This window comes from Pseudomonas linyingensis, assembly GCF_900109175.1.
Classification (GTDB): Bacteria; Pseudomonadota; Gammaproteobacteria; order Pseudomonadales; family Pseudomonadaceae; genus Geopseudomonas; species Geopseudomonas linyingensis.
On sequence record NZ_FNZE01000014.1, the window covers coordinates 88,727 to 114,450 of the forward strand.

A 25,724-nucleotide genomic window follows, 5' to 3' on the forward strand; every position below is an offset into this window, starting at 1 on the left:
GCGAAAAAGACGAAGGCGCGCAGTTTACCAGCGAACACGCTGCTAGGCGGGCTCTGTCGGCTGGGCTGCAGACGGCAGGGGGGAATTCGCCGGCGATGGGCCGTCAGGTCGCGCAAGGTGGAAAAGGCCCGCCCTGCGTCTGCCTGGGGTTTCAGACGGCTTGGCGGGAGCCGGCGGTCATCTGGTAGGCGGTTTCCAGTGCCACCTGCAGACTGCCGGTGTCAACGCGGCCGCTGCCGGCCAGATCCAGCGCGGTGCCGTGGTCGACCGAGGTGCGCACGATCGGCAGGCCGAGGGTGACGTTCACCGCAGCGCCGAAGCCCTTGTACTTGAGCACGGGCAGGCCTTGGTCGTGGTACATGGCCAGCACGGCATCGCAGTGCTCGAGGTGCTTGGGGGTGAAGAGGGTGTCGGCCGGCAGCGGGCCGATCAGCTCGAGGCCTTCCGCGCGCAGGCGCGCCAGGGTCGGCGCGATGATGTCGATTTCCTCGCGGCCCAGGTGGCCGCCCTCGCCGGCGTGGGGGTTGAGGCCGCAGACCAGGATGCGCGGGCTGGCGATGCCGAACTTGTCCTGCAGGTCGGCGTGCAGGATGCGGGTCACTCGCTCCAGGCGCGCGGCGGTGATGGCGTCGGCCACCGCGCGCAGCGGCAGATGGGTGGTGACCAGCGCCACGCGCAGGCCGCGGGTGGCCAGCATCATCACTACCTGTTCGGTGTGGGTCAGCTCGGCGAGGAATTCGGTGTGTCCGGAGAAGGGGATACCGGCCTCGTTGATCACGCCCTTGTGCACCGGGGCGGTGATCATCCCGGCGAAGTCGCCGTTGACGCAGCCGTTGCCGGCGCGCAGCAGGGTCTCCAGCACGTAGGCGGCGTTGCGCGGGTCGAGCTGACCGGCGACCACTGCTGCGGCCAGCGGCGTGTCCCACACATACAGGCTGCCGGCCGGCGCCGGAGCATCCGGCCAGGCGCCGGGACCGACCGCCAGCAGGGCGATGTCCAGGCCCAGCTGCGTGGCGCGCTCGGCCAGCAGCTGACGGCTGGCGATCGCCACCAGCGCATGCGGCTGGGCTGCGCGGGCGAGCAGCAGGCACAGGTCGGGACCGATGCCGGCCGGCTCGCCGGGGGTCAGGGCAAAGCGCCGGGCCTCGGTCACAGGCGGATTTCCACGTAGGCTTCGTCGCGGATCTGGCGCAGCCAGTTCTGCAGTTCCTCGTCGTACTTGCGGTTGCGCAGCAGGTTGAGCGCTTGCTGTTCGCGGGCCTCGCCGCTGGCGTCGCTGGTACGGCGGTCCAGCACTTCCAGCACGTGCCAGCCGAACGGGCTGCGGAACGGCTGCGACAGCTCGCCGATCCGGCTGTCGGCCATTACCGCGCGGAACTCCGGCACCAGGGCGTTGGGGTCGATCCAGTTGAGGTCGCCGCCGTTGAGCGCCGAACCCGGATCTTCGGAGAAGCTCTTCGCCAGGGCGGCGAAGTCCTCGCCGGCGCGCAGGCGCTGGTACAGACGCTCGGCCAGCTGGCGGGTCTGCTCGTCGCTGCGGATTTCGCTGGGCTTGAGCAGGATGTGGCGCACGTGGACCTCCTCGCGCAGCACGCCCTGCTCGCCGCCGCGCTTGTCGAGCAGCTTGAGCATGATGAAGCCGGCCGGCGTGCGCACCGGTTCGCTGACCTCGCCGACACCCAGGGCGCCGATCATGGTGTCGAACGGCGGAGGCAGCTGGGCGGCCTTGCGCCAGCCGATCTCGCCGCCCTCGAGGGCGTTCTCGCTGGCCGAGCGGGCCGCAGCCAGGCGGGCGAAGTCGGCGCCGCGCTGCAGCTGGGCATGGATCTCGCGGGCCTGGCGCTCGGCCTCCTGGATCGCCTGGGGCGAGGCACCTTCGCTCAGCGGGATGAGGATGTTGGCCAGACGGAATTCCTCCGACAGCTGCAGCTTGCCCAGATCGGAGGCGAGGAAGTTCTGCACTTCCTGCTCGCTGACCTGGATGCGCTCAGCCACCCGGCGCTGGCGCGCACGGCTGATGATCAGTTCGCGGCGCACCTGCTCGCGGGCTTCGTCGTAGGACAGGCCGTCGCGGGCGAGGGCGGCGCGGAACTGGTCGAGGGTCAGGTTGTTGCGCTGGGCGATGGTGGCCAGCGCCTGATTCAGTTCCTCGTCGGCGATGCGGATGCCCGAGCGCTCGCCGATCTGCAGCTGCAGGTTCTCGACGATCAGGCGCTCCAGCACCTGCGGGGCGAGCGCCTCGCGGGGCGGCAGTTCGCCGCTGCGTTTGGCGAGGTTCTGCTGCACTTCGGCGAGGCGGCGGTCGAGCTGGCTCTGCATGATCACGTCGTTGTCGACGATGGCCACCACGCGGTCGAGCGGTTTGACCTCGGCGTGGGCCGTGGCGCAGAGCAGCAGGGCGCCCAGAGCGAGCGGGCGCAGACAATCAGAAAGCTTGGTCTTCACGTTCACGGTAACCTTGAATGCCTTGGTCGAGGAAGGACTCGGTCTTGTTGCCGACGACGCCGCCGAGACCCTTGAGGACGATCTGCAGGAAGATGCCGCGATCCGCCTCGTCGTTCAGGTCGGGGTTGAGGCTGGTCTCGTCGTAGTCGATCCAGTAGCGGTTGATCAGGCGCAGCTTCCAGCAGCAGCTGTCGTATTCGAAGCCACCGAAGGCCTCGAGGGTACGGTTGCGGCTGTAGTCGTGCTGCCAGCGGGCGATCACGCTCCACTGCGGCGCCACCGGCCAGATGGTGGAGAAGTCGTGCTGCTGGATCTTGTAGTAGTCCTTGATGTAGCCAGGGGTACCCGGGGTGCCGAAATCGCCGCCGCCGACCACCCAGTTGCCGGTGGACTGGTCGTAGTGCACGGTGTCGTTGCGGTAGCGATAGCCGAGGTTGACCACCTTGTTCGGGTTGTCTTCCGGCTGGTAGTGGAACATCGCGCTGCCCGAGCGGGTGCGGTGGGTGTCCGGGTCCCAGTTGAAGTCGGAGGACAGGCGCCAGTCGCGGTTGAAGCGGTACAGGTACTGCAGGGCGTAGGGCGACTGCGCGGCCGTGGCGTCGCTGCGGGTGCGGTAATCGATGCCGGGCAACTGCACCTTGCGGTCTTCGAAGTAGAACGCCTGGCCGAGGCTGATGGTCTGCCGTTCGAAACCGTTGGCCTGGATCCAGCGGCTGGTCACGCCCAGCGAGACCTGATTGGCATCGCCGATGCGGTCCTTGCCCGAGAAGCGGTTTTCGCGCCACAGCGAGGAGTAGCTGAAGGTGCTCTCGCCGCTGTCGAAGATCGGGATGTCGGCCTGCTCCTCTTCCGGCACGTACAGGTAGAACGCGCGCGGCTCGAGGGTCTGCCGCGAGCCCTGGCCGAACATCGAGGTGTCGCGGTCGAAGTACAGGCCGGAGTCGAGGCTGTAGATCGGTACGCCGCGGTTCGGGGCGTCGTCGAAGGTCTGTCCGGCGGCGGCGATCTGGCGCTTGCCCTGCGCGTCGAGGCTCAGGTCGTAATCGGTGTACAGGTACTTGACCGACGGTTTGACGAAGCCCCAGCTCGACTCCAGCGGCAGGCTGATGCCCGGCTCCAGGTGCAGACGGTCGCCGTTGGCACGGGCCAGGCCGCTGATGTTGTTGTCGTACCAGCTTTCCGCGACGCCGTCTTCGTTGAAGAAGCTGCCGCTGCGCAGGTCGCGGTCGAAGCTGACGAACTCGCTGCCGTAGGTGACGTGCAGGCCGCCCGGCTGGAACGGCAGGGCGCCGTCGAGGTTGACCTGCGGCAGGCGATCATAGGGGGTGATGTCGGTGATATTAGTCGGCTCGTAGGCGTGGGCTGCCAAGTTGAGCGTATAGCTGTCGCCGCGCCAGCTCAGGCTGCCGCGCTGGTTGATGAAATCCGGCTGGTCGATGCCGAGATCGGTGTCCAGATCCTGGAAGTAGTAGGGGTCGCTGACGTCGGTGTAGTCGACTTCGGCCAGCAGGCGCGAGTCCAGTCCGCCCTTGTGCTGCCAGCTGTACATCCAGCGCTGGTCCTCGTACTCCGACTGCAGTTCGCGGTCGTCGTTCTGGTCGTCCAGCCAGGCGCCGCCGACCTGACCTTCGCTGCCCGGGGTCAGGTAGCGGAACTCGCCTTCCATCAGCAGGCCGCGATCGACCATGTAGGTCGGATACAGGGTCGCGTCGTAGTTGGGCGCCAGGTTGAAGTAGTAGGGCGTCTGCAGGGTGAAGCCGTTGTCGCTCGACGAGCTGAAGCTCGGCGGCAGGAAGCCGGACTGGCGACGGTCGTCGATCGGGAAGTAGATGTACGGGGTATAGAACACCGGCACATCCTTCACCCGCAGGGTCACGTTGGTCGCGGTGCCGAAGCCGGTGGCCGGGTTCAGGGTGATGTTGTTGCCCTTCAGGTGCCAGGTGTTCTCGCCCGGCTCGCAGCGGGTGTAGGTGCCGTCCTTCAGACGCACCACGGCGTCTTCGCGGCGCTTCATGTACTCGGCGCTGCCGCGGGCCTTGGCGGAATGCACGACATACTCGGCGTTGTCGACCTGGGCCTCGCCGTTGTCCAGCTGCAGCTGGGCGTGGTCGCCGACCACCAGGATGCCCTTGTCGCGCAGGCGCACGTTGCCGTTCAGCTCGCCGCGGTTTTCCAGCTGGTGCAGGCTGGCCTCGTCGGCCTCGGCCTGCATGCTGCCCTGGCGCAGCACCACGTCGCCGGCGAGGGTGGTGGTCTCGGTCTGCTGCTCGTAGCGGGTGGCCCGCGAGGAGACGAAGGTCGGCGCCTCGCCCATCGGCGTGTCGTCATCCATGCCCGGGCGCTTCGGCTCGACATAGGTGCCGGCGCAATAGGGGGCGATCTCCGCCAGCTGGGTCTTGCTCAACTGCGCACGCGGTACCCAGTCGAGGTGGCTGTAGTCGCTGCTGCGCGAAGCCAGCGCGCGGCCGCCATTGTCGCTGGCCTGCGGGGCTGCTGCGCCAGCCGGTGCCGCCTGCGGTGCGGGCTGCGCGCTGTCGCCGCTGACCGCGCTGGGTTGCGGGCGCGGCGGCAGGGCGCCCGCGGTGGCCTTCGGCGTGCAGGCCCAGCCGCCGGAGGCGGAAACCTGGCAGTCGAACTGCTCGGTGGCGTGCAGGAGCGGAGCGGAACCCAGGGCCAGCAGGCTGCCGGTAACCAGGAGGGGGAATTTTCTGCGGAACAAGGGGGGGGTAAGTGCCATCTTATTGATGTCCGGGCTTCCTGCGCGCCAACAGCCTGTGCGGCCGCACGCCTTTCGATGGGCTGGAGTAAGATCCGCGATAATAAAGCAATGTATCACGCAACGGCTAGGTCCGAAGGGGAGCCTGCGAATGTCTGTGGATGAACGATTCGAAAAACTGGTGCGTTGGCTGGACCTGTGTCTGCCGCAGGTGTTTGCCGCGCGCGGCTGGGGTTTACCCGGTGTGGCGCAGCTGACCCCGGCGAGCAGCGATGCCAGCTTCCGCCGCTATTTTCGCTGGGAGGACGGCGCGCGCAGCCTGATCGTGATGGACGCGCCGCCGCCGCAGGAAGACTGCCGGCCGTTCGTCAAGGTTGCCGGCCTGCTGGCCAAGGCCGGCGTGCACGTGCCGGAGATCCTCGCCAGCGACCTCGAGCAGGGTTTCCTGCTGCTACCCGATCTCGGCCGGCAGACCTATCTGGAGGTGATCGACGCGGACAACGCCGACGCCCTGTTCGAGGACGCGCTGCAGGCGCTGGTAGCCTTCCAGCAGCTGCCGGTGCAGGGCCAGCTGCCGGCCTACGACGACGCCCTGCTGCGTCGCGAGCTGCAGCTGTTCCCCGACTGGTACCTGCAGCGCCATCTCGGCGTCACCCTTGACGGTGCCGCACTGGCGGCCTGGAACGCCACCTGCGATCTGCTGGTGGTCAGCGCCCTGGCCCAGCCGCGGGTGCTGGTGCATCGCGACTACATGCCGCGCAACCTGATGCTCAGCACACCCAATCCCGGCGTGCTGGATTTCCAGGACGCGGTGTACGGCCCGGTGACCTACGACGTCACCTGCCTGTTCAAGGATGCCTTCCTCAGCTGGCCGCAGGCGCGCGTCGATGACTGGCTGGCACGCTACTGGCAGCTGGCGCAGGTCGCCGGCATCGCCCTGCCGGCCAGCTTCGCCGAGTTCCAGCGCGCCAGCGACCTGATGGGCGCGCAGCGCCACCTCAAGGTGATCGGCATCTTCGCGCGCATCTGCCACCGCGACGGCAAGCCCAAGTACCTCGCCGACGTGCCGCGCTTCTTCGCCTACCTGCAGGAAGTCATCGCCCGTCGGCCGGAGCTGGCGCCGCTGGCCGAGCTGCTCGCCGGCCTGGCGCAGGAGCAGCCGGCATGAAGGCGATGATCCTCGCCGCCGGCAAGGGCGAGCGCCTGCGCCCGCTGACCCTGCACACCCCCAAGCCGCTGGTGCAGGCCGGCGGCGTGCCGCTGATCGAGTACCACATCCGCGCCCTGGCGGCGGCGGGTTTCCGCGAGCTGGTGATCAACCATGCCTGGCTCGGCCAGCAGATCGAGGACCATCTGGGCGACGGCGAGCGCTTCGGCGTGCGCATCGCCTACTCGGCCGAGGGCGAGCCGCTGGAGACCGGCGGCGGCATCCACCGCGCCCTGCCGCTGCTCGGCGCGGCGCCGTTCCTGCTGGTCAACGGCGACATCTGGACCGACTACGACTTCGCCGGCCTGCGTCGCGCGCCGCAGGGGCTGGCCCATCTGGTGCTGGTGGACAACCCGGCCCATCATCCCGAGGGCGATTTTTGCCTGCAGGACGGCCGGGCCTGCGCCCGTGGCGCGCAGCCGGGGCTGACCTACAGCGGCATCGCGGTGCTCGATCCGGCGCTGTTCGCCGGCTGCCAGGCGGGGGCGTTCAAGCTGGCGCCGCTGCTGCTCGACGCCATGCGCCTCGGCCAGGTCAGCGGCGAACACTTCCGCGGCCGCTGGGTGGATGTCGGCACCCACGAGCGCCTCGCCGAGGTCGAGCGCCTGCTGGCGGTGCGCGCCTGATGCTGTGGCCGGCCAGCGTGCTCGGCGGCCTGGCCGGCCTGACCCTGGCCAGCATTCCCGGCGCGCTGCTCGGCGGCCTGCTCGGCCGCTGGCTGGACCGCCGCCTGCAGTTGCACGACTGGCATGACCTGCGCGAACGCCTGGACGGGCTGTCCGCCGAGCAGCGCGATGCCCGCCTGCTGCTGCAGCTGCTCGGCCGGGTGGCGGCTGCCGACCCGCAGCCGGCGGCGGCCCAGCGCCGCCTGCTGGCCCAGGAGGCGCAGCGCCTGGCCCTGGATCCGGCACTGGCGCGCGAGGCCTTCGCCCGCGGCCACGAGGACCTGCAGCTGGAGCGCACCCTGCGCCGCCTGCGCCAGCGTCCGGCGCGCATCGACAGCGTGCTGCGCGCCTGCTGGCGCATGGCCTGGGCCGGCGGCCGCTGCACCCCGGCGGCGCGCGCCCTGCTCGGCGTGTGGGCCGAGCTGCTGGGTCGCACGCCGGCGCAGCTGGCGGCACTGGAGGCTGCGGCGCGGGGCGTGGCCCTGGCCGCGCCGGCCGGCGACGCCTATCGCCAGGCCCTGCAGCTGCTCGGCGTCGCGGCCGATACCCCGTTGGCCGAGATCCGCCAAGCCTACCGGCGCCTGCGCAGTCGCCATCACCCGGACAAGCTGGCCAGTGCCGACCCCGTGCAACTGGCGCAGGCCACCGAGAAGACCCGCCAGCTGCAGGAGGCCTGGGAGCTGATCAGCGTGCGCCACGGCCGCGGCTGAGGGCTGCGGTTTGCCGCGCGGATCGGGTAGGCTGGCGACTTCGCGTGCCCCGTTGCGGGGGCGCCCCGCCGGGCCTGTGGAGTCCTTGCATGCACCTGCTCGCACGTCTGCCGCGCTGTCTGTCGGTCATCCTGCTGCTGGTCGGCCTCGGCCTGCCTGGCGCCTGGCTGGCTGCCGAGCCGGCGCCCGCCAGCCCGGAGGCGGCGCAGCAGCAGTGGCTGGCCGAGCATCGGCAACTGCAGGTCGGCGTGGTGCTGCAGGCGCCCTACGCCCAGTTCGAGCGGCGCCGCCGCGAGCAGCAACTGAGCGGTGCCCACGTCGAGCTGATGGAGGCGCTGGCCGCGTCCCTCGGCGTGTCGCTGAACTGGCATTCCTATCCGGACCCGGCGGCGCTGGAGGCGGCGCTGCAGCGCGGCGAGATAGAGCTGGCGCCGGGCCTGCAGCAGACTCCGGGCGGCCTGCGCCTGTGGCGCTACTCCGATCCCTATCTGCGCATCCCGCACCTGATTGTCGGCGAGCGCAGCGGCGCGGCGGCGGTCCGCCTCGATCGCCTGAGCCTGCGAGAGCCGGTGGCGGTGCGCGACGGCAGTGGGGTGCAGCGCTTTCTGCGCAGCAGCCACGCCAACCTTGAGTTGCGTGCCGCATCCTCCGAACGCCAGGCGTTGCGCCAGGTGCTGGCCGGCGAGGCGAGCTACGCGGTGCTCGACGAGGCGCAGTACGGCCGTCTGGCGCTCGAGGCCGAGTTCGCCGGTCTGCAGGTGCTCGGCGATGTCGGCTACCCCCTGCTGCTGCGCATCGCCGTGCGGCGCGACCTGGCGGAGCTGGCCGGCCTGGTCGATCAGGCGTTGCGCAACCTGCCGGCCGCGCAGCTCGAGGCGCTGCAGCAGCGCTGGCTGCGCGCGGCCGTACCCGGCCTGGGCGAGTCGGCCGGCTTCTGGCGCAGTCTGGCCCTGCTGCTGACCCTGCTGCTGCTGGCCCTGCTCGGCGCTGCCTGGTGGCTGCGCGAGCAGCACAGCGAGCTGGAGCGGCGCCTGCTGGCTGCCCGCGAGGATCTGCAGCGCCGCGAGGCGAGCGAGCAGAAGCTGCGCCTGACCCAGTTCTCCATCGACCACAGCACGGTCGGCATCCTCTGGGTCAACTGGGACAGCCACGTGCACTACGCCAACCGGGCCGCCGAGCAGCTGCTCGGCTATGCCGCCGGGGCGCTGGTCGAGCGGCCGCTGCGCGACGTCGAGCCGCAGCTGGACATGGACCGCTGGCTCGGCCTGTGGAAGCGCGCGCGCGCCGCCGGCGAGGCGGCGCTGGGCTTCGAGACGCGCTGCCGGCGCGCCGACGGCAGCTGGCTGCCGACCGACGTGTCGATCAGCTTCCTGCGCTTTGGCGACACCGAATACCTGGTGGTCTACCTCACCGACGTCACCGAGCGCCGCCGCGCGCGCGCCGCGCTGGAGGAGAGCGAGGCGCGCCTGAAGGGCATCGCCGGCAACGTTCCCGGCCTGCTGTTCCGCCTCGAGCGCGCCGCCCCCGGCGCCGAGGTACAGCTGTCGTTCATCGGCGAGGGCAGCGCCGGGCTGGTCGGCTACCCGGCGGCGACCCTGCTCGAGCCGGGGCGCGGCATCCGCAGCCTGGTCCACCCGGACGAGCGCGACGGCTACTGGCGCAAGCAGCAGGCAGCGCTGGACGGCGACAGCGACTGGCACTGGCAGGGGCGCCTGCTGACCCGCGACGGCACGCCGATCTGGGTCGACATCAAGGCCACCGCGCGGCGCCTGGAGGCCGGGCGGGTGGTGTGGGACGGCATGGTCTGGGACATCAGCGAGATCAAGCAGACCGAGCTGGCGCTGGCCGAGTCGCGGGCGCAGTTGCGCGAGCTGGCCGCGCATCTGGAGAGCGTGCGCGAGGAGGAGAAGGCGCACATCGCCCGCGAGGTGCACGACGAGCTGGGGCAGATGCTCACCGTGCTCAAGCTGGAACTCTCCATGTGCCAGCTGGCTCACGGCGAGCTGGACGCCGACCTGCGCGAGCGCCTGCAACACATGAGCAAGCTGCTCGCCCAGCTGTTCCAAGTGGTGCGCGACGTGGCCACCGCGCTGCGTCCGCCGATCCTCGATGCCGGCATCGCCTCGGCCATCGAATGGCAGGCGCGGCGCTTCGAGCAGCGCACCCAGATCCCCTGCCTGGTCGAGGTGCCCGAGCAGCTGCCGCCGCTCGGTGACGCCAGGGCCACCGGGCTGTTCCGCGTGCTGCAGGAGGCGCTGACCAACATCATGCGCCACGCCCAGGCGCACAGCGTGGAGGTGAAGCTGAGTCGCGAGGCGGACGAGCTGCAGCTCAGCATCAGCGACGATGGCGTGGGCTTCGACCCGCAACGGACCCGCACGGGCTCGTTCGGCCTGGTCGGCATGCGCGAGCGGGTGGCCATGTTCGGCGGCAGCCTGCGGCTGGACAGCACCCCCGGGCAGGGCACTACCCTGTACGTGAGGGTTCCCCTCGATGCACAGGCAGAGGAAACGGCATGATTCGGGTACTGGTGGCCGAAGACCACACCATCGTCCGCGAGGGCATCAAGCAGCTGATCGGCATGGCCAAGGATCTGTGCGTGGTCGGCGAGGCCGGCAACGGCCAGCAGCTGCTGGAGATCCTCCGCCACACGCCGTGCGAGGTGGTCCTGCTGGACATCTCGATGCCCGGGGTCAACGGCCTCGAGGCGATCCCGCGGATCCGCGCGCTGACCCAGCCGCCGGCGATTCTCGTGCTGTCGATGCACGACGAGGCGCAGATGGCCGCCCGCGCGCTGAAGATCGGCGCCGCCGGCTATGCCACCAAGGACAGCGACCCGGCGCTGCTGCTCACCGCGATCCGCAAGGTCGCCGGCGGCGGCCGCTACATCGACCCGGAACTGGCCGACCGCATGGTCTTCGAGGTCGGCCTGACCGACTCGCGCCCGCCCCATGCGCTGCTCTCCGAGCGCGAGTTCTCGGTGTTCGAGCGCCTGGTGCGCGGCGCCAACGTCAACGAGATCGCCCAGCAGCTGGCGGTCAGCAACAAGACCGTGAGCACCCACAAGGCGCGCCTGATGCAGAAGCTCGACGCCCACTCGATGGCCGACCTGGTGCGCTATGCCATGGAGCACAAGCTGGTCTGAAAGCCTGCCCAGGATCTGCTGCGCGTCGGCCAGGCTGCGTTGATGCCGGCCTTGGCGCGCGAGATTCTGAACAGGCTTTAGGCTTTTGTAGGGCAATCCCTACAACACATCTTCCGTCGCGCCTAGGCAATGTCGTCCTGCCCGCCGATTTGCCGGCTGCCTGTCCCCGCCTACTCTGTGGTCATAGTCCCCACACACCTACAGGTGCGGTCATGGCCGAGACGCAAGGCAACGACATTCTGGTTAGCTTCCGCGGCGTGCAGAAGAGCTACGACGGCGAGAACCTGATCGTCAAGGATCTCAATCTGGACATTCGCAAGGGCGAATTCCTCACCCTGCTCGGGCCGTCCGGCTCGGGCAAGACCACCAGCCTGATGATGCTGGCCGGTTTCGAGACCCCCACCGCCGGCGAGATCCTCCTTGGCGGCCGGGCGATCAACAAGCTGCCGCCGCACAAGCGCGACATCGGCATGGTGTTCCAGAACTACGCGCTGTTCCCGCACATGACCGTGGCCGAGAACCTCGCCTTCCCGCTCAGCGTGCGCGGCGTCAGCAAGAGCGACATCGCCGAGCGGGTCGCGCGGGCACTGGGCATGGTGCAGCTGGAGGCCCTGGCCGGGCGCTACCCGGCGCAGATGTCCGGCGGCCAGCAGCAGCGCGTGGCGCTGGCCCGTGCGCTGGTGTTCGAGCCGCAGCTGGTGCTGATGGACGAGCCGCTCGGCGCGCTGGACAAGCAGCTGCGCGAGCACATGCAGATGGAGATCAAGCACCTCCACCAGCGCCTCGGCGTCACCGTGGTCTACGTCACCCACGACCAGGGCGAGGCGCTGACCATGTCCGACCGCGTGGCGGTGTTCCACCAGGGCGAGATCCAGCAGATCGCCTCGCCGCGCCAGCTGTACGAGGAGCCGTGCAACGCCTTCGTCGCCAACTTCATCGGCGAGAACAACCGCATCAACGGCCGTTTGGTCAGCCAGACCGGCGAGCGCTGCGTGGTCGAGCTGCCGCGCGGCGAGCAGGTCGAGGCGCTGGCGGTGCGTGTAGGCCAGCCGGGCGAGCAGGTCAGCCTGTCGGTGCGTCCCGAGCGGGTGCGCATCAACGGCCACAGCAGCGCCTGCGACAACCGCTTTTCCGGGCGGGTGGCCGAGTTCATCTACCTCGGCGACCACGTGCGCGTGCGTCTGGAGGTGGCCGGGCAGAACAACTTCTTCGTCAAGCAGCCGATCGCCGAACTCGACCCCGCCCTGGCGGTGGGCGATGTGGTGCCGCTCGGCTGGCAGGTGGAACACGTCCGCGCCCTCGATCCGCTGACGGCGGAATAGGGCCGCGATCCGAGAGTGGCAAGTACCCCCAACGCAGCATCCTGGAGAAGAATAAATGTCGAAATCCCTGCGGTTCGCGGCCCTGACCCTGGGCCTGGGTTGCACCCTGTCGGCCGTGGCGGCCGATCTGACCACCATTTCCTTCGGCGGCGCCAACAAGCAGGCGCAGACCAAGGCGTTCTACGAACCCTTCGAAAAGGTCAGCAAGCACAAGGTGGTGGCCGGCGAGTACAACGGCGAAATGGCCAAGGTCAAGGCCATGGTCGATACCGGCAGCGTGAGCTGGAACCTGGTCGAGGTGGAGTCGCCGGAGCTGGCGCGCGGCTGTGACGAGGGGCTATTCGAGGAGCTCGATCCGGCGCAGTTCGGCAACCCGGCCGACTACATCGACGGCGCCATCCAGCCGTGCGGCGTCGGTTTCTTCGTCTGGTCGACCGTGCTGGCCTACAACGCCGACAAGCTGAAGACCGCGCCCACCAGCTGGGCCGACTTCTGGGACGTGGAGAAATTCCCCGGCAAGCGCGGCCTGCGCAAGGGCGCCAAGTACACCCTCGAGTTCGCCCTGATGGCCGACGGCGTGGCGCCCAAGGATGTCTACCAGGTGCTGGCCACCGAGGAGGGCGTCGATCGCGCCTTCAAGAAGCTCAACGAGCTGAAGCCGCACATCCAGTGGTGGGAAGCCGGCGCGCAGCCGCCGCAATATCTGGCCTCCGGGGACGTGGTGATGAGCTCGGCGTACAACGGCCGCATCGCCGCGGTACAGGGCGAAAGCAACCTGAAGATGGTTTGGGACGGTGGCATCTACGACTTCGACGCCTGGGCCATCCCCAAGGGCGCCAAGGACCAGGAGGCCGCCCGCGAGTTCATCGCCTTCTCCGTACAGCCCGAGCAGCAGAAGGCCTACGCCGAGAACATCGCCTACGGCCCGGCCAACAAGAAGGCCATCGACCTGCTGCCCAAGGAGCGCCTGACGCTGATGCCGACCACCCCGGAGAACATCGCCAACCAGGTGGCCATCGACGTGACCTTCTGGGCCGACTACGGCGAGCAGCTGGAACAGCGCTTCAACGCCTGGGCCGCCAAGTAACAGGTGCCCATGCAGGTCGCCTCGTCCGAATCGGCGAGGCTCGGGGAGCGGCGCGGATGCCGCGTCTCTCCGGCCCCTCGGCTGCGGTTGCGCGAGGGGCAGTTTTCCTCCTGATTCGCGGAGTTGGCCATGCCCCTCGCACTGTCCCCTGTCGGCGCCGCCGGCCCGAACCTCAAGCAGCGCCTGGCGCGCGCCGAGCGGGTGAATCGCCTGAAGTCGCAGGCGTTGATCCTGCCGCTGCTGGCATTCCTGCTGCTGACCTTCCTGGTGCCGATCGGTGCGCTGCTCTGGCGCAGCGTCGACAACCCCGAGGTGGTCGGCGCCCTGCCGCGCACGGTCGCGGCGATCGACGCCTGGGACGGCCGCGGCCTGCCGCCGGAGCCGGTCTATCAGGCGTTCAGCACGGAGCTGGCGCAGGCTCGCCAGCAGAAGAGCCTGGGCGATCTGTCCAAGCGCCTGAACATGGAGCTGCCCGGCTACCGCAGCCTGCTGGCGAAGACCGCGCGCCAGCTGCCGCTGACCAGCGAGCCGGCTTCGTACCGGGAGGCGCTGGAGCGCATCGACGAGCGCTGGGCCGACCCGGCCTACTGGCAGGCCATCCGCCGCAACGCCAGCGGCGTCACCCCCTACTACCTGCTGGCCGCCCTCGACCATCGCGTCGACGAACTGGGCGAGCTGGCGCCGGCCACCCCGGACCAGGCGATCTACCTGGAGATCTTCGCGCGCACCTTCTGGATGGGCCTGGTGATCACCGCCATCTGCCTGGTGCTGGCCTATCCGCTGGCCTACCTGCTGGCCAACCTGCCGGCGCGGCAGAGCAACCTGCTGATGATCCTCGTGCTGCTGCCGTTCTGGACCTCGATCCTGGTGCGCGTGGCGGCGTGGATCGTGCTGCTGCAGTCGGGCGGACTGATCAACGGCGCGCTGCAGGCGCTGGGCATCATCGATGAGCCGCTGCAGCTGGTGTTCAACCGCACCGGCGTGTACATCTCGATGGTGCACATCATGCTGCCGTTCATGATCCTGCCGATCTACAGCGTGATGAAGGGCATCTCGCCGACCTACATGCGCGCCGCGGTGTCGCTCGGCTGCCATCCGTTCGCCAGCTTCTGGCGCGTGTACTTCCCGCAGACCCTGGCCGGGGTCGGCGCCGGTGGCCTCTTGGTGTTCATCCTGTCGATCGGCTACTACATCACCCCGGCGCTGCTGGGCAGCCCGAACGACCAGATGATCAGCTACTTCGTCGCCTTCTACACCAACACCACCATCAACTGGGGCATGGCCACGGCGCTGGGCGGCCTGCTGCTGGCCGCCACCCTGCTGCTCTACGTGATCTACAACTGGCTGGTCGGCGCCAGCCGCCTGCGCCTGGGTTGAGAGGAGAATCGCCATGCTGAGCCCGTACATGTCGCCCGTCGAGCGGATCTGGTACTACAGCCTGCGCACCCTGTGCGGCCTGATCCTGCTGTTCCTGATCCTGCCGGTGCTGGTGATCATCCCGCTGTCGTTCAATTCCGGCACCTTCCTGGTCTACCCGCTGCAGGGCTTCTCGCTGCGCTGGTACGAGGACTTCTTCACCGCCAGCGAGTGGCTGCGCGCGCTGAAGAACAGCCTGATCATCGCCCCGGCCGCCACCGTGCTGGCGATGACCTTCGGCACCCTGGCGTCGATCGGCCTGACCCGCGGCGAATTCCGTGGCAAGGCCCTGCTGATGGGCATCCTGATCTCGCCGATGGTGGTGCCGGTGGTGATCGTCGCGGTGGCCAGCTACCTGTTCTTCGCCCCGCTGGGCCTGGGCAACAGCTACATCTCGCTGATCCTGGTGCATGCAGTGCTCGGCGTGCCCTTCGTGATCATCACCGTGACCGCCACCCTGCAGGGCTTCAACCAGAACCTGGTGCGCGCCGCCGCCAGCCTCGGCGCGCCGCCGCTGACCGCGTTCTTCCGGGTGACCCTGCCGCTGATCGCGCCGGGGGTGATCTCCGGGGCGCTGTTCGCCTTCGCCACCTCGTTCGACGAGGTGGTGGTGACCCTGTTCCTTGCCGGCCCAGAGCAGGCCACCATCCCGCGGCAGATGTTCAGCGGCATCCGCGAGAACCTCAGCCCGACCATCGCCGCCGCCGCCACCCTGCTGATCGGCTTCTCGGTGGTGATGCTGCTGACCCTCGAGTGGCTGCGCGGCCGCAGCGAGAAGCTGCGCACCCAGCTGCCGGAGTAACGGACAATTCCATGCACAGACGGAGAGTGAGCATGATGCAGGTATGCAGGGGCGGTCTGCTGGTCGCCTTGCTGGGCGGCGCGGTGGCGCCGGCGCTGGCCGACTACGTGACGGTGATTTCCTTCGGCGGGGCCAACCAGAAGGCGCAGCGCGAGGCCTTCTACGCTCCGTTCAAGCAGGCTACCGGCGACAAGGTGGTGCATGGCGCCTACAACGGAGACCTGGTCAAGCTGCGCGCCAAGCTGGAAATGAGCCATGTCTCCTGGGACGTGGTCGAGGTCGAGTCTCCCGAGCTCAAGCGCGGCTGCGAGGAGGGCCTGTTCGAGCGCCTCGATCCGGCCCTCGCCGGCAATCCGGTCGACTTCGTGCCCGGGGCGCTGCAGCCCTGTGGCGTGGGGGTCTTCGTCTGGTCGATGGCGCTGGCCTATGACCCGCAGCGGGTGGCCAAGGCGCCCAGCGGCTGGAGCGACTTCTGGGACGTCAGGCGCCTGCCGGGCAAGCGCGGCCTGCGTCAGGGTGCGCGCTACAATCTGGAGTTCGCGCTGATGGCCGACGGGGTCGCCGCGCAGGACGTCTACCAGGTGCTGGGCAGCGACGAAGGGGTCGCGCGCGCCTTCCGCAAGCTCGACGAGCTCAAGCCGCATATCCACTGGTGGAAGGCCGGCGCGGAGCCGATCCGTGCGCTTGCCGAGGGCAGCGTGGTGATGAGCGCCGCCTACAATGGCCGGGTCAGCGCCGCCCGCACCGGGCAGTCGATCAATCTGGTGTGGACCGGCAGCATCTACGACTTCGACTACTGGGCGCTGCCCAAGGGCGTGCGCAAGGGCGAGCTGGCCCGGCGCTTCGTCGCCTTCGCCAGCCAGCCCGAGCAGCAGAAGGCGTTCGCCGAGCGCATCGCCTACGGCCCCACCAACCGCCGGGCGTTGCAGCTGCTCAGCCCGCAGGTGGCCGCCGAACTGCCCACCGCCGAGCAGAACATCGCCGGGGCCTTGGCTATGGACGCGGCGTTCTGGAGCCGGCACGGGCCGGCGCTGGAGCAGCGTTTCGCCGCCTGGCTCAAGGACGCCTGAAAACGCCGGGCCGCGGCAACCCTTGCCCGCGGCCCGGTGAAGCTGGAAACTTTAGCTTTTCGGCTTCCCGCCCCGAGGTATCCATGCAGCCCTTCGCCATCGCCCCGTCGATCCTCTCCGCCGATTTCGCCCGCCTGGGCGAGGAGGTGGACAACGTCCTCGCCGCCGGCGCCGACATCGTCCACTTCGACGTGATGGACAACCACTACGTGCCCAACCTGACCATCGGCCCGATGGTCTGCGCCGCGCTGCGCAAGTACGGCATCACCGCACCGATCGACGCCCACCTGATGGTCAAGCCGGTGGATCGGATCATCGGCGACTTCATCGACGCCGGCGCCAGCTACATCACCTTCCATCCCGAAGCCAGCGAGCACATCGACCGCTCGCTGCAGTTGATCAGGGACGGCGGCGCCAAGGCCGGCCTGGTGTTCAATCCAGCCACCCCGCTGGACTGCCTGAAGCACGTGATGGACAAGGTCGACATGATCCTGCTGATGAGCGTCAACCCAGGCTTCGGCGGACAGAAGTTCATCCCCGGTACCCTCGACAAGTTGCGCGAGGCGCGCGCGCTGATCGACGCCAGTGGCCGCGGCATCCGTCTGGAGATCGACGGCGGTGTGAACGTCGCCAACATCGCCGAGATCGCCGCCGCCGGTGCCGACACCTTCGTCGCCGGCTCGGCGATCTTCAACCAGCCCGACTACAAGGCGGTGATCGACGCCATGCGCGCCGAGCTGGCCAAGGTCCGTTCGTGACCGCACTTGCCGAGCTGTTCGCCGGGCGCCTGCCGCGTCTGGCGATGTTCGACCTGGACGGTACCCTGGTCGACTCGGTGCCCGACCTGGCCGCCGCGGTGGACCGCATGCTCGCCACCCTCGGCCGTCCGCCGGCCGGCAGCGAGCGGGTGCGCCTGTGGGTCGGCAACGGCGCGCGGGTGCTGGTGCGCCGCGCGCTGGCCGGCGACTTGGTCCACGACGGGGTGGACGAGGCGGTGGCCGCCGAGGCGCTGGCGCTGTTCATGGACGCCTACGCCGACAACCACGAGCTGACCCGCGTCTATCCCGGCGTGCGCGAGACCCTCGACTGGCTGCGCGAGCGCGACGTTCGGCTTGCGCTGATCACCAACAAGCCGGCGCGCTTCCTGCCCGAGCTGCTGGCGGACAAGGGCCTCGGCGGCTATTTCCAGTGGATCGTCGGCGGCGACACCCTCCCGCAGCAGAAGCCCGATCCGGCCGCGCTGTTCTGGGTGCTGGAGCAGGCCGGCGTCGCCGCCGGCGAAGCAGTGTTCGTCGGCGACTCGCGCAACGACGTGCGCGCCGCCAAGGCGGCGGGGGTCGCCTGCGTGGCGCTGTCCTACGGCTACAACCACGGCGAGCCGATCGCCCTGGAGAGTCCGGCGCTGGTGCTCGACGATCTGCGCCAGTTGGTTGATTCGTGCGCAGTGCTGCGCTAGTGTGCCTGCACGTGTTCAAACCCCGCCGAAGAGATCAGATCGTGGTGGTCACCTGCAAATTGTGGATGAAGGTCATCAAGGCTCTGGCCCGCTGGCGCTGGCGCGCCTGACATCGTCCCTGGCCGGCTCGCCGGCGCGTTTGCATTTCGACCGTTTTCCAGGCCCCGAGGCTGATCATGACCCGTGAAGAATTCCTGCGCTTGGCCGCTGCCGGCTACAACCGCATCCCGCTCGCCCGCGAAACCCTCGCCGACTTCGATACCCCGCTGTCCATCTACCTGAAGCTGGCCGACGCCCCCAACTCCTACCTGCTCGAATCGGTGCAGGGTGGCGAGAAGTGGGGGCGCTACTCGATTATCGGCCTGCCCAGCCGCACCGTGCTGCGCGTGCACGGCCACCAGGCGCGGGTGACGGTCGACGGCATCGAGACCGAGCGCCACGATTGCGCCGACCCGCTGGCCTTCGTCGAACAGTTCAAGGCGCGCTACAACGTGCCGACTCTGCCCGGCCTGCCGCGCTTCAACGGCGGCCTGGTCGGCTACTTCGGCTACGACAGCGTGCGCTACGTCGAGCAGCGCCTCGGCGCCTGCCCGAACCCCGATCCGCTGGGCACCCCGGACATCCTGCTGATGGTCTCCGACGCGGTGGTGGTGTTCGACAATTTGGCCGGCAAGCTGCACGCCATCGTCCTCGCCGACCCCAGCGAGGCAGGTGCCTACGAGCAGGGCCTGGCCCAGCTGGATGCGCTGGTTGCGCGCCTGCGTCAGCCGATCACCCCGCGCCTGGGCGTCGACCTGAATGCGCCGCCGGGCAAGGAGCCGCTGTTCCGCTCCAGCTTCAGCCACGACGACTTCGAGCACGCGGTACGCGCCATCAAGGAGTACATTCTCGCCGGCGACTGCATGCAGGTGGTGATCTCCCAGCGCATGTCGATCCCGTTCCAGGCCGGGCCGATCGACCTGTACCGCGCGCTGCGCACCATCAACCCGACGCCGTACATGTACTTCTTCAACTTCGGCGACTTCCACGTGGTCGGCAGCTCGCCCGAGGTGCTGGTGCGCGTCGAGGACGGCCTGGTCACCGTGCGGCCGATCGCCGGCACCCGTCCGCGCGGCACGACCGAGGAGGCCGACCTGGCGCTGGAGAAGGACCTGCTGTCCGACACCAAGGAGCTGGCCGAGCACCTGATGCTGATCGACCTCGGCCGCAACGACGTCGGTCGCGTGTCCGCCACCGGCTCGGTGAAGGTCACCGAGCAGATGGTCATCGAGCGCTATTCCAACGTGATGCACATCGTCTCCAACGTCACCGGCCACTTGAAGCCGGAGCTCTCGGCGATGGACGCCCTGCGCGCCATCCTGCCGGCCGGCACCCTGTCCGGGGCGCCGAAGATCCGCGCCATGGAAATCATCGACGAGCTGGAGCCGGTCAAGCGCGGCGTCTACGGCGGCGCGGTGGGCTACCTGGCCTGGAACGGCAACATGGACACCGCCATCGCCATCCGCACCGCGGTGATCAAGGACGGCGAGCTGCACGTGCAGGCCGGCGCCGGCATCGTCGCCGACTCGGTGCCCGCGCTGGAGTGGGAAGAAACCCTCAACAAGCGCCGCGCGATGTTCCGCGCGGTGGCCCTGGCCGAACAAAGTGCAGAGTGAAGGGGATACCGCCATGCTCTTGATGATCGACAACTACGACTCCTTCACCTTCAACCTGGTGCAGTACTTCGGCGAACTGGGGGCCGAGGTCGAGGTGGTGCGCAACGACGAGCTGAGCGTGGAGCAGATCCGCGCCCTCAATCCCGAGCGCATCGTGATTTCTCCCGGTCCCTGCACGCCCAACGAGGCCGGCGTGTCGCTGGCGGTGATCCGCGAGTTCGCCGGCCAGCTGCCGCTGCTCGGCGTGTGCCTCGGTCACCAGAGCATCGGTCAGGCCTTCGGCGGCGAGGTGGTGCGTGCGCGGGTGGCCATGCACGGCAAGACCAGCCCGGTGTTCCACCGCGACCTGGGCGTGTTCGCCGGCCTGGCCAACCCGCTCACCGTGACCCGCTACCACTCGCTGGTGGTGCGCCGCGAGAGCCTGCCCGAGTGTCTGGAAGTCACCGCCTGGACCCGGTTGGAGGACGGCGCGGTCGACGAGATCATGGGCCTGCGCCACAAGACCCTCAACGTCGAGGGCGTGCAGTTCCACCCCGAATCGATCCTTACCGAACAGGGCCACGAGCTGCTGGCCAACTTCTTGAAGCAGAGCGGAGGCGTGCGCTGATGGACATCAAGGAAGCCCTCAACCGGGTGGTCAACAACCTCGACCTCTCCACCGCGGAAATGCAGGACGTGATGCGCCTGATCATGACCGGCCAGTGCAGCGACGCGCAGATCGGCGCCTTCCTGATGGGCCTGCGCATGAAGAGCGAGAGCATCGACGAGATCGTCGGCGCCGTGCAGGTGATGCGCGAGCTGGCCGCGCCGGTGCGGGTCGCCGGCGAGCGCCTGGTCGACACCTGCGGCACCGGCGGCGACGGCATGAACATCTTCAACGTCTCCAGCGCGGCGGCCTTCGTGGTCGCCGCCGCCGGCGGCAAGGTGGCCAAGCACGGCAACCGCGCGGTGTCCGGCAAGAGCGGCAGCGCCGACCTGCTGGAGGCGGCGGGGATCTACCTGGATCTGAGCCCCGAGCAGGTGGCGCGCTGCATCGAGACCGTGGGGGTGGGCTTCATGTTCGCCCCGGCCCACCACGGCGCCATGCGCCACGCCGCGGCGGCGCGCCGCGAGCTGGGCCTGCGCACCATCTTCAACATGCTCGGCCCGCTGGCCAATCCGGCCGGGGTGCGCCACCAGGTGCTCGGTGTGTTCAGCCAGGCGCTGTGCCGACCGCTGGCCGAGGTGCTGCAGCGTCTGGGCAGCCAGCACGTGCTGGTGGTGCACGCCCAGGATGGCCTCGACGAGGTCAGCTTGGCCGCACCGACCCATGTCGCCGAACTGAAGGACGGCGTGGTCAGCGAGTACCGCGTGCAGCCGGAAGACTTCGGCATCAAGAGCCAGAGCCTGATCGGCCTCAACGTCGAGGGTGCCGAACAGTCGCTGGCGCTGATCCGCGACGCCCTCGGTCGCCGGCAGACCGAGGCCGGCCAGAAGGCCGCCGAGATGATCATTCTCAACGCCGGTGCCGCGCTGTACGCCGCCGATCACGCGTCGAGCTTCAAGGAGGGTGTGCAGCTGGCTCACGACGCCCTGCACACGGGCCTGGCCCGCGAGAAGCTGGACGAGCTGGCCGCCTTCACCAACGTGTTCAAAGTGGAGAACCAGGCATGAGCGTGCCAACCGTGCTGGAAAAGATCGTCGCCCGCAAGGTCGAGGAAATCGCCGCCGCCCGCGCGGCGGTCAGCCTGGCCGAGCAGGAGGCACGGGCCCGGGTGGCCGATGCGCCGCGTGGCTTCGCCCACGCCCTGCTACAGCAGGCGGCGCAGCGCCGGCCGGCGGTGATCGCCGAGGTGAAGAAGGCCTCGCCGAGCAAGGGGGTGATCCGCGAGCCCTTCCTGCCCGCGGAGATCGCCAAGAGCTATGAGGCCGGCGGCGCCACCTGCCTGTCGGTGCTCACCGACGTCGACTTCTTCCAGGGCAGCAACGCCTACCTGCAGCAGGCGCGCACCGCCTGTTCGCTGCCGGTGATCCGCAAGGACTTCCTCATCGACCCCTACCAGGTGGTCGAGGCGCGCGCCATCGGCGCCGACTGCGTGCTGCTGATCGTGTCCTGCCTGGACGACGGCCAACTGGTCGAGCTGGCGCAGGTGGCCAGGGAGCACAACCTCGACGTGCTGGTCGAGGTGCACGACGGCGCCGAGCTGGAGCGTGCGCTCAAGCTGCTCGACACCCCGCTGTTGGGCATCAACAACCGCAACCTGCACAGCTTCGAGGTGTCGCTGCAGACCACCCTCGACCTGCTGCCGCGCATCCCGCAGGATCGCCTGGTGGTCACCGAGAGCGGCATCCTCGCCCGCGCCGATGTCGAGCTGATGGAGCGCCACGAGGTGTGGGGCTTCCTGGTCGGCGAGGCGTTCATGCGCGCCCAAGAGCCCGGCGAGGAGCTGCGCCGGCTGTTCTTCCCCGGCTGAGTTCATCTGCCGAACGCAAAAGGCCGTCCCGAGGGACGGCCTTTTGCGTTGGAGTGGCGTGCTTCAGCGGGTGCCGAACACCACCATGGTCTTGCCCTTGACGTTGACCAGGCCCTGCTCCTCGAGGGCCTTGAGCACGCGACCGACCATCTCCCGCGAGCAGCCGACGATGCGGCCGATTTCCTGGCGGGTGATCTTGATCTGCATGCCGTCGGGATGGGTCATGGCGTCCGGCTGCTTGCACAGCTCGAGCAGGGTGCGGGCGACGCGGCCGGTGACGTCGAGGAAGGCCAGGTCGCCGACCTTGCGGGTGGTCTTGCGCAGGCGATCGGCCATCTGGCTGCCGAGGGTGTAGAGGATTTCCGGGTCCTGCTGGGTCAGCTCGCGGAACTTGGCGTAGCTGATCTCGGCCACTTCGCATTCGGTCTTGGCGCGCACCCAAGCGCTGCGCTCCTGCTCGTTGCCTTCGCGGTCGAACAGGCCCATCTCGCCAAAGAAGTCGCCGGGGTTGAGGTAGGCGATGATCATCTCGCGGCCATCGTCGTCCTCGATGAGGATGGTCACCGAACCCTTGATGATGAAGAACAGGGTTTCGCAGCGATCACCGGCATAGATGATGGTGCTCTTGGCCGTGTAGCGACGGCGGTGACAATGCGCGAGCAGCTTGTCGAGGTTCTTGATCTTTGGTGTGAGGCTGATAGCAACCATGCCCGGTCCCTAAAGGTTAAGGAAATAAGCCCGATAGTACAGGCAGTATCAAGTCCGTATTTTTATCGTGTCTTTATATAGGTGGGCCAGTGTGCCAGTAATGCGGCGTCAGCTTAACAGCCCCCCGGGGGACAATAGCCGAAAAATGCGCTGCCGGTCACAGAGCACCGACGAAAGAGAGCCGTCCCGTTGCTATGTTAGACTGTTGCACTTTTTTTGAGCACGGAGTCAGGCTGATGAAAGCACGCATCCAGTGGGCCGGCGAGGCCATGTTCCTTGGCGAGTCGGGCAGCGGCCATGTGGTAGTGATGGACGGTCCACCCGAGAGTGGCGGGCGCAATCTGGGTGTGCGGCCGATGGAGATGCTCCTGCTCGGCCTGGGCGGCTGCAGCAGTTTCGACGTGGTCAGCATCCTCAAGAAGTCGCGCCAGGCGGTGGAGAGCTGCGAAGCCTTCCTCGAGGCCGAGCGCGCCGACAGCGAGCCCAAGGTGTTCACCAGGATCCACCTGCGCTTCGTGGTCAAGGGTCGCGGCCTCAAGGAGGCACAGGTCAAGCGCGCGGTCGAGCTGTCGGCGGACAAGTACTGCTCGGCGTCGATCATGCTGGCCCGCGGCGGCGTGGAAGTCAGCCACAGCTACGAGATCGTCGAGCTGGGCTGATCCCTGCCAGGGTAGCCACCCGGTCACAAACTGCCGGCAGGCTCTAGGCGAGCGCGGCCGGCATCGGCATAATGTTGCGCTTCATTTTTTCAGGCGCCGCGCGATCCCCAGGATCGCGCGGCGCCTTCTTCATTGCCAGTCGCCAACGCGAAGAGGTGCAAGCCGTCCTACGCAGGTGCCGCGAGTATCTGACGGGCATGCCACAACCGCGGCTGCGCCGCACACATTGGGAGTTACCGACGGTGAAAAGCAAACTCAAGCTCCATGGCTTCAACAACCTGACCAAGACCTTGAGCTTCAACATCTACGACATCTGCTACGCCGAGACGCCGGAAGATCAGCAGGCCTACGTCCAGTACATCGACGAGGTCTACGATGCCGAGCGCCTGACGCAGATCCTCACCGATGTGGTCGAGATCATCGGCGCGAACATCCTCAACATCGCCCGCCAGGACTACGATCCGCAGGGCGCCAGCGTGACCATCCTGATCTCCGAGCAGCCGGTGGAGCCCACCGACAGCCAGATCGAGGAGTCGCCGGGCCCGCTGAAGGAGACCATCCTCGCGCACCTGGACAAGAGCCACATCACGGTGCACACCTATCCGGAAATCCATCCGGTGGAAGGCATCGCCACCTTCCGCGTCGACATCGACGTGTCGACCTGCGGGGTGATCTCGCCGCTGAAGGCGCTCAACTACCTGATCCACTCGTTCGACTCGGACATCGTCACCGTAGACTACCGCGTGCGCGGCTTCACCCGTGACGTGGAGGGCAAAAAGCACTTCATCGACCACGAGATCAACTCGATCCAGAAGTACCTCTCCGACGATACCAAGGAGGCGTACCAGATGACCGACGTCAACGTGTATCAGGAAAACCTGTTCCACACCAAGATGCTGCTCAAGGACTTCGACCTGGACAACTACCTGTTCGGCGATGCGGCCAGCAATCTGTCCGCCGAGCAGCGCGAGCAGGTGGAAGAGCGGGTCCGTCACGAGATGCTGGAGATCTTCTACGGCCGCAACATGCCGCGCTGAGATTTTCTGTACCACAAAAAAGGGCATCCCGTGGGATGCCCTTTTTTGTGTCTGGCGGCTGTGGCTCAGAGGCGATAGGTGGCCTTGGTCATCACCTTGGACAGCAGGCTCATGCCGGCCTTGACCGGTGCCGGGAAGCGCAGGCCGCCGGCATCCAGCGCCGCGGTGGCGTGCTGCAGTTCGTCCGCGCGCATCTGCTCGAGGATCGCCTGCGAGCGCTGGTCGCCATGGGGCAGCTGGGCCAGGTGCTCGTCGAGGTGCTTGACCACCTGGTCCTCGGTGGCGGCGACGAAGCCCAGGCTGACCCGGTCGCTGATCAGCCCGGCGGTGGCGCCGATGCCGAACGACAGGCCGTAGAACAGCGGGTTGAGCAGGCTGGGGCGGCCGCCCAGCTCGCGGATGCGCTGCTCGCACCAGGCCAGGTGGTCGATCTCCTCGTCGGCGGCCTGCTCCATGGCGCTGCGCACCTGCGGCAGCCGGGCGGTCAGCGCCTGGCCCTGATACAGCGCCTGGGCGCAGACCTCGCCGGTATGGTTGATGCGCATCAGGCCGCAGACGTGCCTGGCCTCGGCCTCGTCGAGGGTGACCTCGTCTTGTGGCAGGGCCGGCGATGGGCGGGTCGGCTGGCCGCTGAACGGCAGCAGGGTGCGCAGGGCGGCATCGGCCTGCAGCAGGGCGCGATCCAGGGGAGAGTAGTGGCGTTCGCTGGTCATCGGCGACCTCCGGAAGGGCTGGGTCGGCAAGTCTGGCGCAAGCGCTCGACGCCGGACTTGAGCGGGATCAGGCGGCAGTGGCGATCAGCCCGGCGGCCAGTGCATCTGGCGCTGGCCGAGCACGTGCATGTGGATGTGGTAGACGGTCTGTCCGCCCTGCTCGTTGCAGTTCATCACCACGCGGAAGCCTTCCTCGCAGCCCTGCTCGCGGGCGAGGCGCTGGGCGGTATGGACGATGTGGCCGACCAGAGTCTTGTCCTCTTCGCCGATATCGTGAAGGGTGGCAATGTGCTTTTTCGGAATCACGAGAAAATGCACCGGCGCCTGCGGGCCGATGTCGTGGAAGGCGACGACCTGGTCGTCCTCGTAGAGCTTGCGCGCCGGTATGGCGCCGTTGACGATCTTGCAGAACAGGCAGTCCACAAGCGTATCTCCAGAGTTGCTGATGCGGGTCGCTC

General features: G+C 68.3%; 24 protein-coding genes. 18 read left to right on the plus strand and 6 right to left on the minus strand.

From position 1 onward, the window contains the following. Window positions 1-151: 151 nt before the first annotated feature. Genes pdxA through BMZ19_RS16595 form a run of 3 tightly spaced genes read right to left on the minus strand, consistent with a single transcriptional unit; the run spans window position 152 to window position 5,182 of the window. The gene (gene pdxA, locus BMZ19_RS16585; RefSeq protein WP_090312693.1) at window positions 152-1,153 is read right to left on the minus strand and encodes a 4-hydroxythreonine-4-phosphate dehydrogenase PdxA; all 1,002 of its coding nucleotides are present in this window, start codon (window positions 1,151-1,153) and stop codon (window positions 152-154) included. Then, window positions 1,150-2,445, minus strand: coding sequence for a peptidylprolyl isomerase (locus BMZ19_RS16590; protein ID WP_170847795.1), 1,296 nt, complete (start codon window positions 2,443-2,445; stop codon window positions 1,150-1,152). Before BMZ19_RS16590 ends, pdxA begins: the two co-directional genes overlap by 4 nt. Further along, window positions 2,426-5,182 carry an LPS-assembly protein LptD gene (locus tag BMZ19_RS16595; protein ID WP_090312695.1) on the minus strand — a complete coding sequence of 919 codons (2,757 nt, stop codon included), beginning with the start codon at window positions 5,180-5,182 and terminating at the stop codon, window positions 2,426-2,428. Before BMZ19_RS16595 ends, BMZ19_RS16590 begins: the two co-directional genes overlap by 20 nt. A gap of 130 nt (window positions 5,183-5,312) precedes the next feature. On the opposite strand from BMZ19_RS16595, the gene BMZ19_RS16600 reads away from it, so the two are divergent. The 16 genes from BMZ19_RS16600 (at window position 5,313) to trpC (ending at window position 22,149) form a co-directional block, all read left to right on the plus strand. Then, entirely contained in the window at window positions 5,313-6,329 is a 1,017-nt protein-coding gene (locus tag BMZ19_RS16600; protein ID WP_090312696.1) for an aminoglycoside phosphotransferase family protein, read from the plus strand. Beyond that, entirely contained in the window at window positions 6,326-6,994 is a 669-nt protein-coding gene (murU, locus tag BMZ19_RS16605; protein WP_090312697.1) for an N-acetylmuramate alpha-1-phosphate uridylyltransferase MurU, read from the plus strand. The genes BMZ19_RS16600 and murU overlap by 4 nt, the downstream gene beginning before the upstream one ends. Further along, window positions 6,994-7,743, plus strand: a complete 750-nt coding sequence (locus BMZ19_RS16610) for a DnaJ domain-containing protein (RefSeq protein WP_090312698.1) — start codon at window positions 6,994-6,996, stop codon at window positions 7,741-7,743. Before murU ends, BMZ19_RS16610 begins: the two co-directional genes overlap by 1 nt. An 89-nt stretch (window positions 7,744-7,832) precedes the next feature. Beyond that, on the plus strand, window positions 7,833-10,262 hold the full coding sequence (locus BMZ19_RS16615; protein ID WP_090312699.1) for a PAS domain-containing sensor histidine kinase: 2,430 nt from the start codon (window positions 7,833-7,835) through the stop codon (window positions 10,260-10,262). Beyond that, entirely contained in the window at window positions 10,259-10,888 is a 630-nt protein-coding gene (locus BMZ19_RS16620) for a response regulator (protein WP_090312700.1), read from the plus strand. Before BMZ19_RS16615 ends, BMZ19_RS16620 begins: the two co-directional genes overlap by 4 nt. 212 nt (window positions 10,889-11,100) lie before the next feature. Next, window positions 11,101-12,210, plus strand: a complete 1,110-nt coding sequence (locus BMZ19_RS16625; protein ID WP_090312701.1) for an ABC transporter ATP-binding protein — start codon at window positions 11,101-11,103, stop codon at window positions 12,208-12,210. Between the two features lie 55 nt (window positions 12,211-12,265). After that, window positions 12,266-13,297 (plus strand): ABC transporter substrate-binding protein, encoded by a 1,032-nt coding sequence (locus BMZ19_RS16630; protein ID WP_090312702.1) that lies wholly within the window; start codon window positions 12,266-12,268, stop codon window positions 13,295-13,297. A 129-nt stretch (window positions 13,298-13,426) separates the two neighbouring features. Further along, window positions 13,427-14,674, plus strand: a complete 1,248-nt coding sequence (locus BMZ19_RS16635) for an ABC transporter permease (RefSeq protein WP_090312703.1) — start codon at window positions 13,427-13,429, stop codon at window positions 14,672-14,674. 13 nt (window positions 14,675-14,687) lie between these two features. Further along, window positions 14,688-15,515, plus strand: a complete 828-nt coding sequence (locus BMZ19_RS16640) for an ABC transporter permease (RefSeq protein ID WP_090312704.1) — start codon at window positions 14,688-14,690, stop codon at window positions 15,513-15,515. A gap of 32 nt (window positions 15,516-15,547) precedes the next feature. Continuing rightward, window positions 15,548-16,585: an ABC transporter substrate-binding protein gene (locus BMZ19_RS16645; RefSeq protein WP_090312705.1), complete on the plus strand. Its 1,038-nt coding sequence runs from the start codon at window positions 15,548-15,550 to the stop codon at window positions 16,583-16,585. An 83-nt stretch (window positions 16,586-16,668) separates the two neighbouring features. Beyond that, window positions 16,669-17,343 (plus strand): ribulose-phosphate 3-epimerase, encoded by a 675-nt coding sequence (gene rpe, locus BMZ19_RS16650; RefSeq protein ID WP_090312706.1) that lies wholly within the window; start codon window positions 16,669-16,671, stop codon window positions 17,341-17,343. Between the two features lie 44 nt (window positions 17,344-17,387). Further along, a complete protein-coding gene (locus BMZ19_RS16655) occupies window positions 17,388-18,041 on the plus strand; it encodes a phosphoglycolate phosphatase (RefSeq protein WP_425287179.1) in 654 nt (217 codons plus the stop codon). Between the two features lie 176 nt (window positions 18,042-18,217). Further along, entirely contained in the window at window positions 18,218-19,696 is a 1,479-nt protein-coding gene (gene trpE, locus BMZ19_RS16660) for an anthranilate synthase component I (protein ID WP_090312708.1), read from the plus strand. 13 nt (window positions 19,697-19,709) lie between these two features. After that, complete coding sequence (locus tag BMZ19_RS16665; RefSeq protein ID WP_090312709.1) at window positions 19,710-20,303, plus strand: aminodeoxychorismate/anthranilate synthase component II; 594 nt, start codon at window positions 19,710-19,712, stop codon at window positions 20,301-20,303. Beyond that, window positions 20,303-21,349 (plus strand): anthranilate phosphoribosyltransferase, encoded by a 1,047-nt coding sequence (gene trpD / locus BMZ19_RS16670; RefSeq protein ID WP_090312710.1) that lies wholly within the window; start codon window positions 20,303-20,305, stop codon window positions 21,347-21,349. The genes BMZ19_RS16665 and trpD overlap by 1 nt, the downstream gene beginning before the upstream one ends. Beyond that, a complete protein-coding gene (gene trpC / locus BMZ19_RS16675) occupies window positions 21,346-22,149 on the plus strand; it encodes an indole-3-glycerol phosphate synthase TrpC (protein WP_090312711.1) in 804 nt (267 codons plus the stop codon). The genes trpD and trpC overlap by 4 nt, the downstream gene beginning before the upstream one ends. A gap of 63 nt (window positions 22,150-22,212) precedes the next feature. Here trpC and crp read toward each other — a convergent pair whose 3' ends face one another. Next, window positions 22,213-22,857, minus strand: coding sequence for a cAMP-activated global transcriptional regulator CRP (gene crp / locus BMZ19_RS16680; protein ID WP_090312712.1), 645 nt, complete (start codon window positions 22,855-22,857; stop codon window positions 22,213-22,215). A 236-nt stretch (window positions 22,858-23,093) separates the two neighbouring features. Between crp and BMZ19_RS16685 the strand changes: the two genes are divergently transcribed. Further along, window positions 23,094-23,516, plus strand: coding sequence for an OsmC family protein (locus BMZ19_RS16685; protein ID WP_090312713.1), 423 nt, complete (start codon window positions 23,094-23,096; stop codon window positions 23,514-23,516). 242 nt (window positions 23,517-23,758) lie between these two features. Further along, complete coding sequence (gene speD, locus BMZ19_RS16690) at window positions 23,759-24,553, plus strand: adenosylmethionine decarboxylase (RefSeq protein WP_090312714.1); 795 nt, start codon at window positions 23,759-23,761, stop codon at window positions 24,551-24,553. 65 nt (window positions 24,554-24,618) lie between these two features. On the opposite strand, the gene coq7 is transcribed toward speD, so the two are convergent. Both coq7 and BMZ19_RS16700 read right to left on the minus strand, forming a co-directional pair. Next, on the minus strand, window positions 24,619-25,266 hold the full coding sequence (coq7, locus tag BMZ19_RS16695) for a 2-polyprenyl-3-methyl-6-methoxy-1,4-benzoquinone monooxygenase (protein ID WP_090312715.1): 648 nt from the start codon (window positions 25,264-25,266) through the stop codon (window positions 24,619-24,621). Between the two features lie 84 nt (window positions 25,267-25,350). Continuing rightward, the gene (locus BMZ19_RS16700) at window positions 25,351-25,689 is read right to left on the minus strand and encodes a histidine triad nucleotide-binding protein (protein WP_090312716.1); all 339 of its coding nucleotides are present in this window, start codon (window positions 25,687-25,689) and stop codon (window positions 25,351-25,353) included. Between the last annotated feature and the right edge of the window lie 35 nt (window positions 25,690-25,724).

Coding starts and splice junctions, on each gene's coding strand:
- BMZ19_RS16595 (WP_090312695.1), bottom strand. CDS start 5,182: ATGGCACTTACCCCCCCCTTGTTCCGCAGAAAATTCCCCCTCCTGGTT.
- BMZ19_RS16600 (WP_090312696.1), top strand. CDS start 5,313: ATGTCTGTGGATGAACGATTCGAAAAACTGGTGCGTTGGCTGGACCTG.
- murU (WP_090312697.1), top strand. CDS start 6,326: ATGAAGGCGATGATCCTCGCCGCCGGCAAGGGCGAGCGCCTGCGCCCG.
- BMZ19_RS16610 (WP_090312698.1), top strand. CDS start 6,994: ATGCTGTGGCCGGCCAGCGTGCTCGGCGGCCTGGCCGGCCTGACCCTG.
- BMZ19_RS16615 (WP_090312699.1), top strand. CDS start 7,833: ATGCACCTGCTCGCACGTCTGCCGCGCTGTCTGTCGGTCATCCTGCTG.
- BMZ19_RS16620 (WP_090312700.1), top strand. CDS start 10,259: ATGATTCGGGTACTGGTGGCCGAAGACCACACCATCGTCCGCGAGGGC.
- BMZ19_RS16625 (WP_090312701.1), top strand. CDS start 11,101: ATGGCCGAGACGCAAGGCAACGACATTCTGGTTAGCTTCCGCGGCGTG.
- BMZ19_RS16630 (WP_090312702.1), top strand. CDS start 12,266: ATGTCGAAATCCCTGCGGTTCGCGGCCCTGACCCTGGGCCTGGGTTGC.
- BMZ19_RS16635 (WP_090312703.1), top strand. CDS start 13,427: ATGCCCCTCGCACTGTCCCCTGTCGGCGCCGCCGGCCCGAACCTCAAG.
- BMZ19_RS16640 (WP_090312704.1), top strand. CDS start 14,688: ATGCTGAGCCCGTACATGTCGCCCGTCGAGCGGATCTGGTACTACAGC.
- BMZ19_RS16645 (WP_090312705.1), top strand. CDS start 15,548: ATGATGCAGGTATGCAGGGGCGGTCTGCTGGTCGCCTTGCTGGGCGGC.
- rpe (WP_090312706.1), top strand. CDS start 16,669: ATGCAGCCCTTCGCCATCGCCCCGTCGATCCTCTCCGCCGATTTCGCC.
- BMZ19_RS16655 (WP_425287179.1), top strand. CDS start 17,388: ATGTTCGACCTGGACGGTACCCTGGTCGACTCGGTGCCCGACCTGGCC.
- trpE (WP_090312708.1), top strand. CDS start 18,218: ATGACCCGTGAAGAATTCCTGCGCTTGGCCGCTGCCGGCTACAACCGC.
- BMZ19_RS16665 (WP_090312709.1), top strand. CDS start 19,710: ATGCTCTTGATGATCGACAACTACGACTCCTTCACCTTCAACCTGGTG.
- trpD (WP_090312710.1), top strand. CDS start 20,303: ATGGACATCAAGGAAGCCCTCAACCGGGTGGTCAACAACCTCGACCTC.
- trpC (WP_090312711.1), top strand. CDS start 21,346: ATGAGCGTGCCAACCGTGCTGGAAAAGATCGTCGCCCGCAAGGTCGAG.
- crp (WP_090312712.1), bottom strand. CDS start 22,857: ATGGTTGCTATCAGCCTCACACCAAAGATCAAGAACCTCGACAAGCTG.
- BMZ19_RS16685 (WP_090312713.1), top strand. CDS start 23,094: ATGAAAGCACGCATCCAGTGGGCCGGCGAGGCCATGTTCCTTGGCGAG.
- coq7 (WP_090312715.1), bottom strand. CDS start 25,266: ATGACCAGCGAACGCCACTACTCTCCCCTGGATCGCGCCCTGCTGCAG.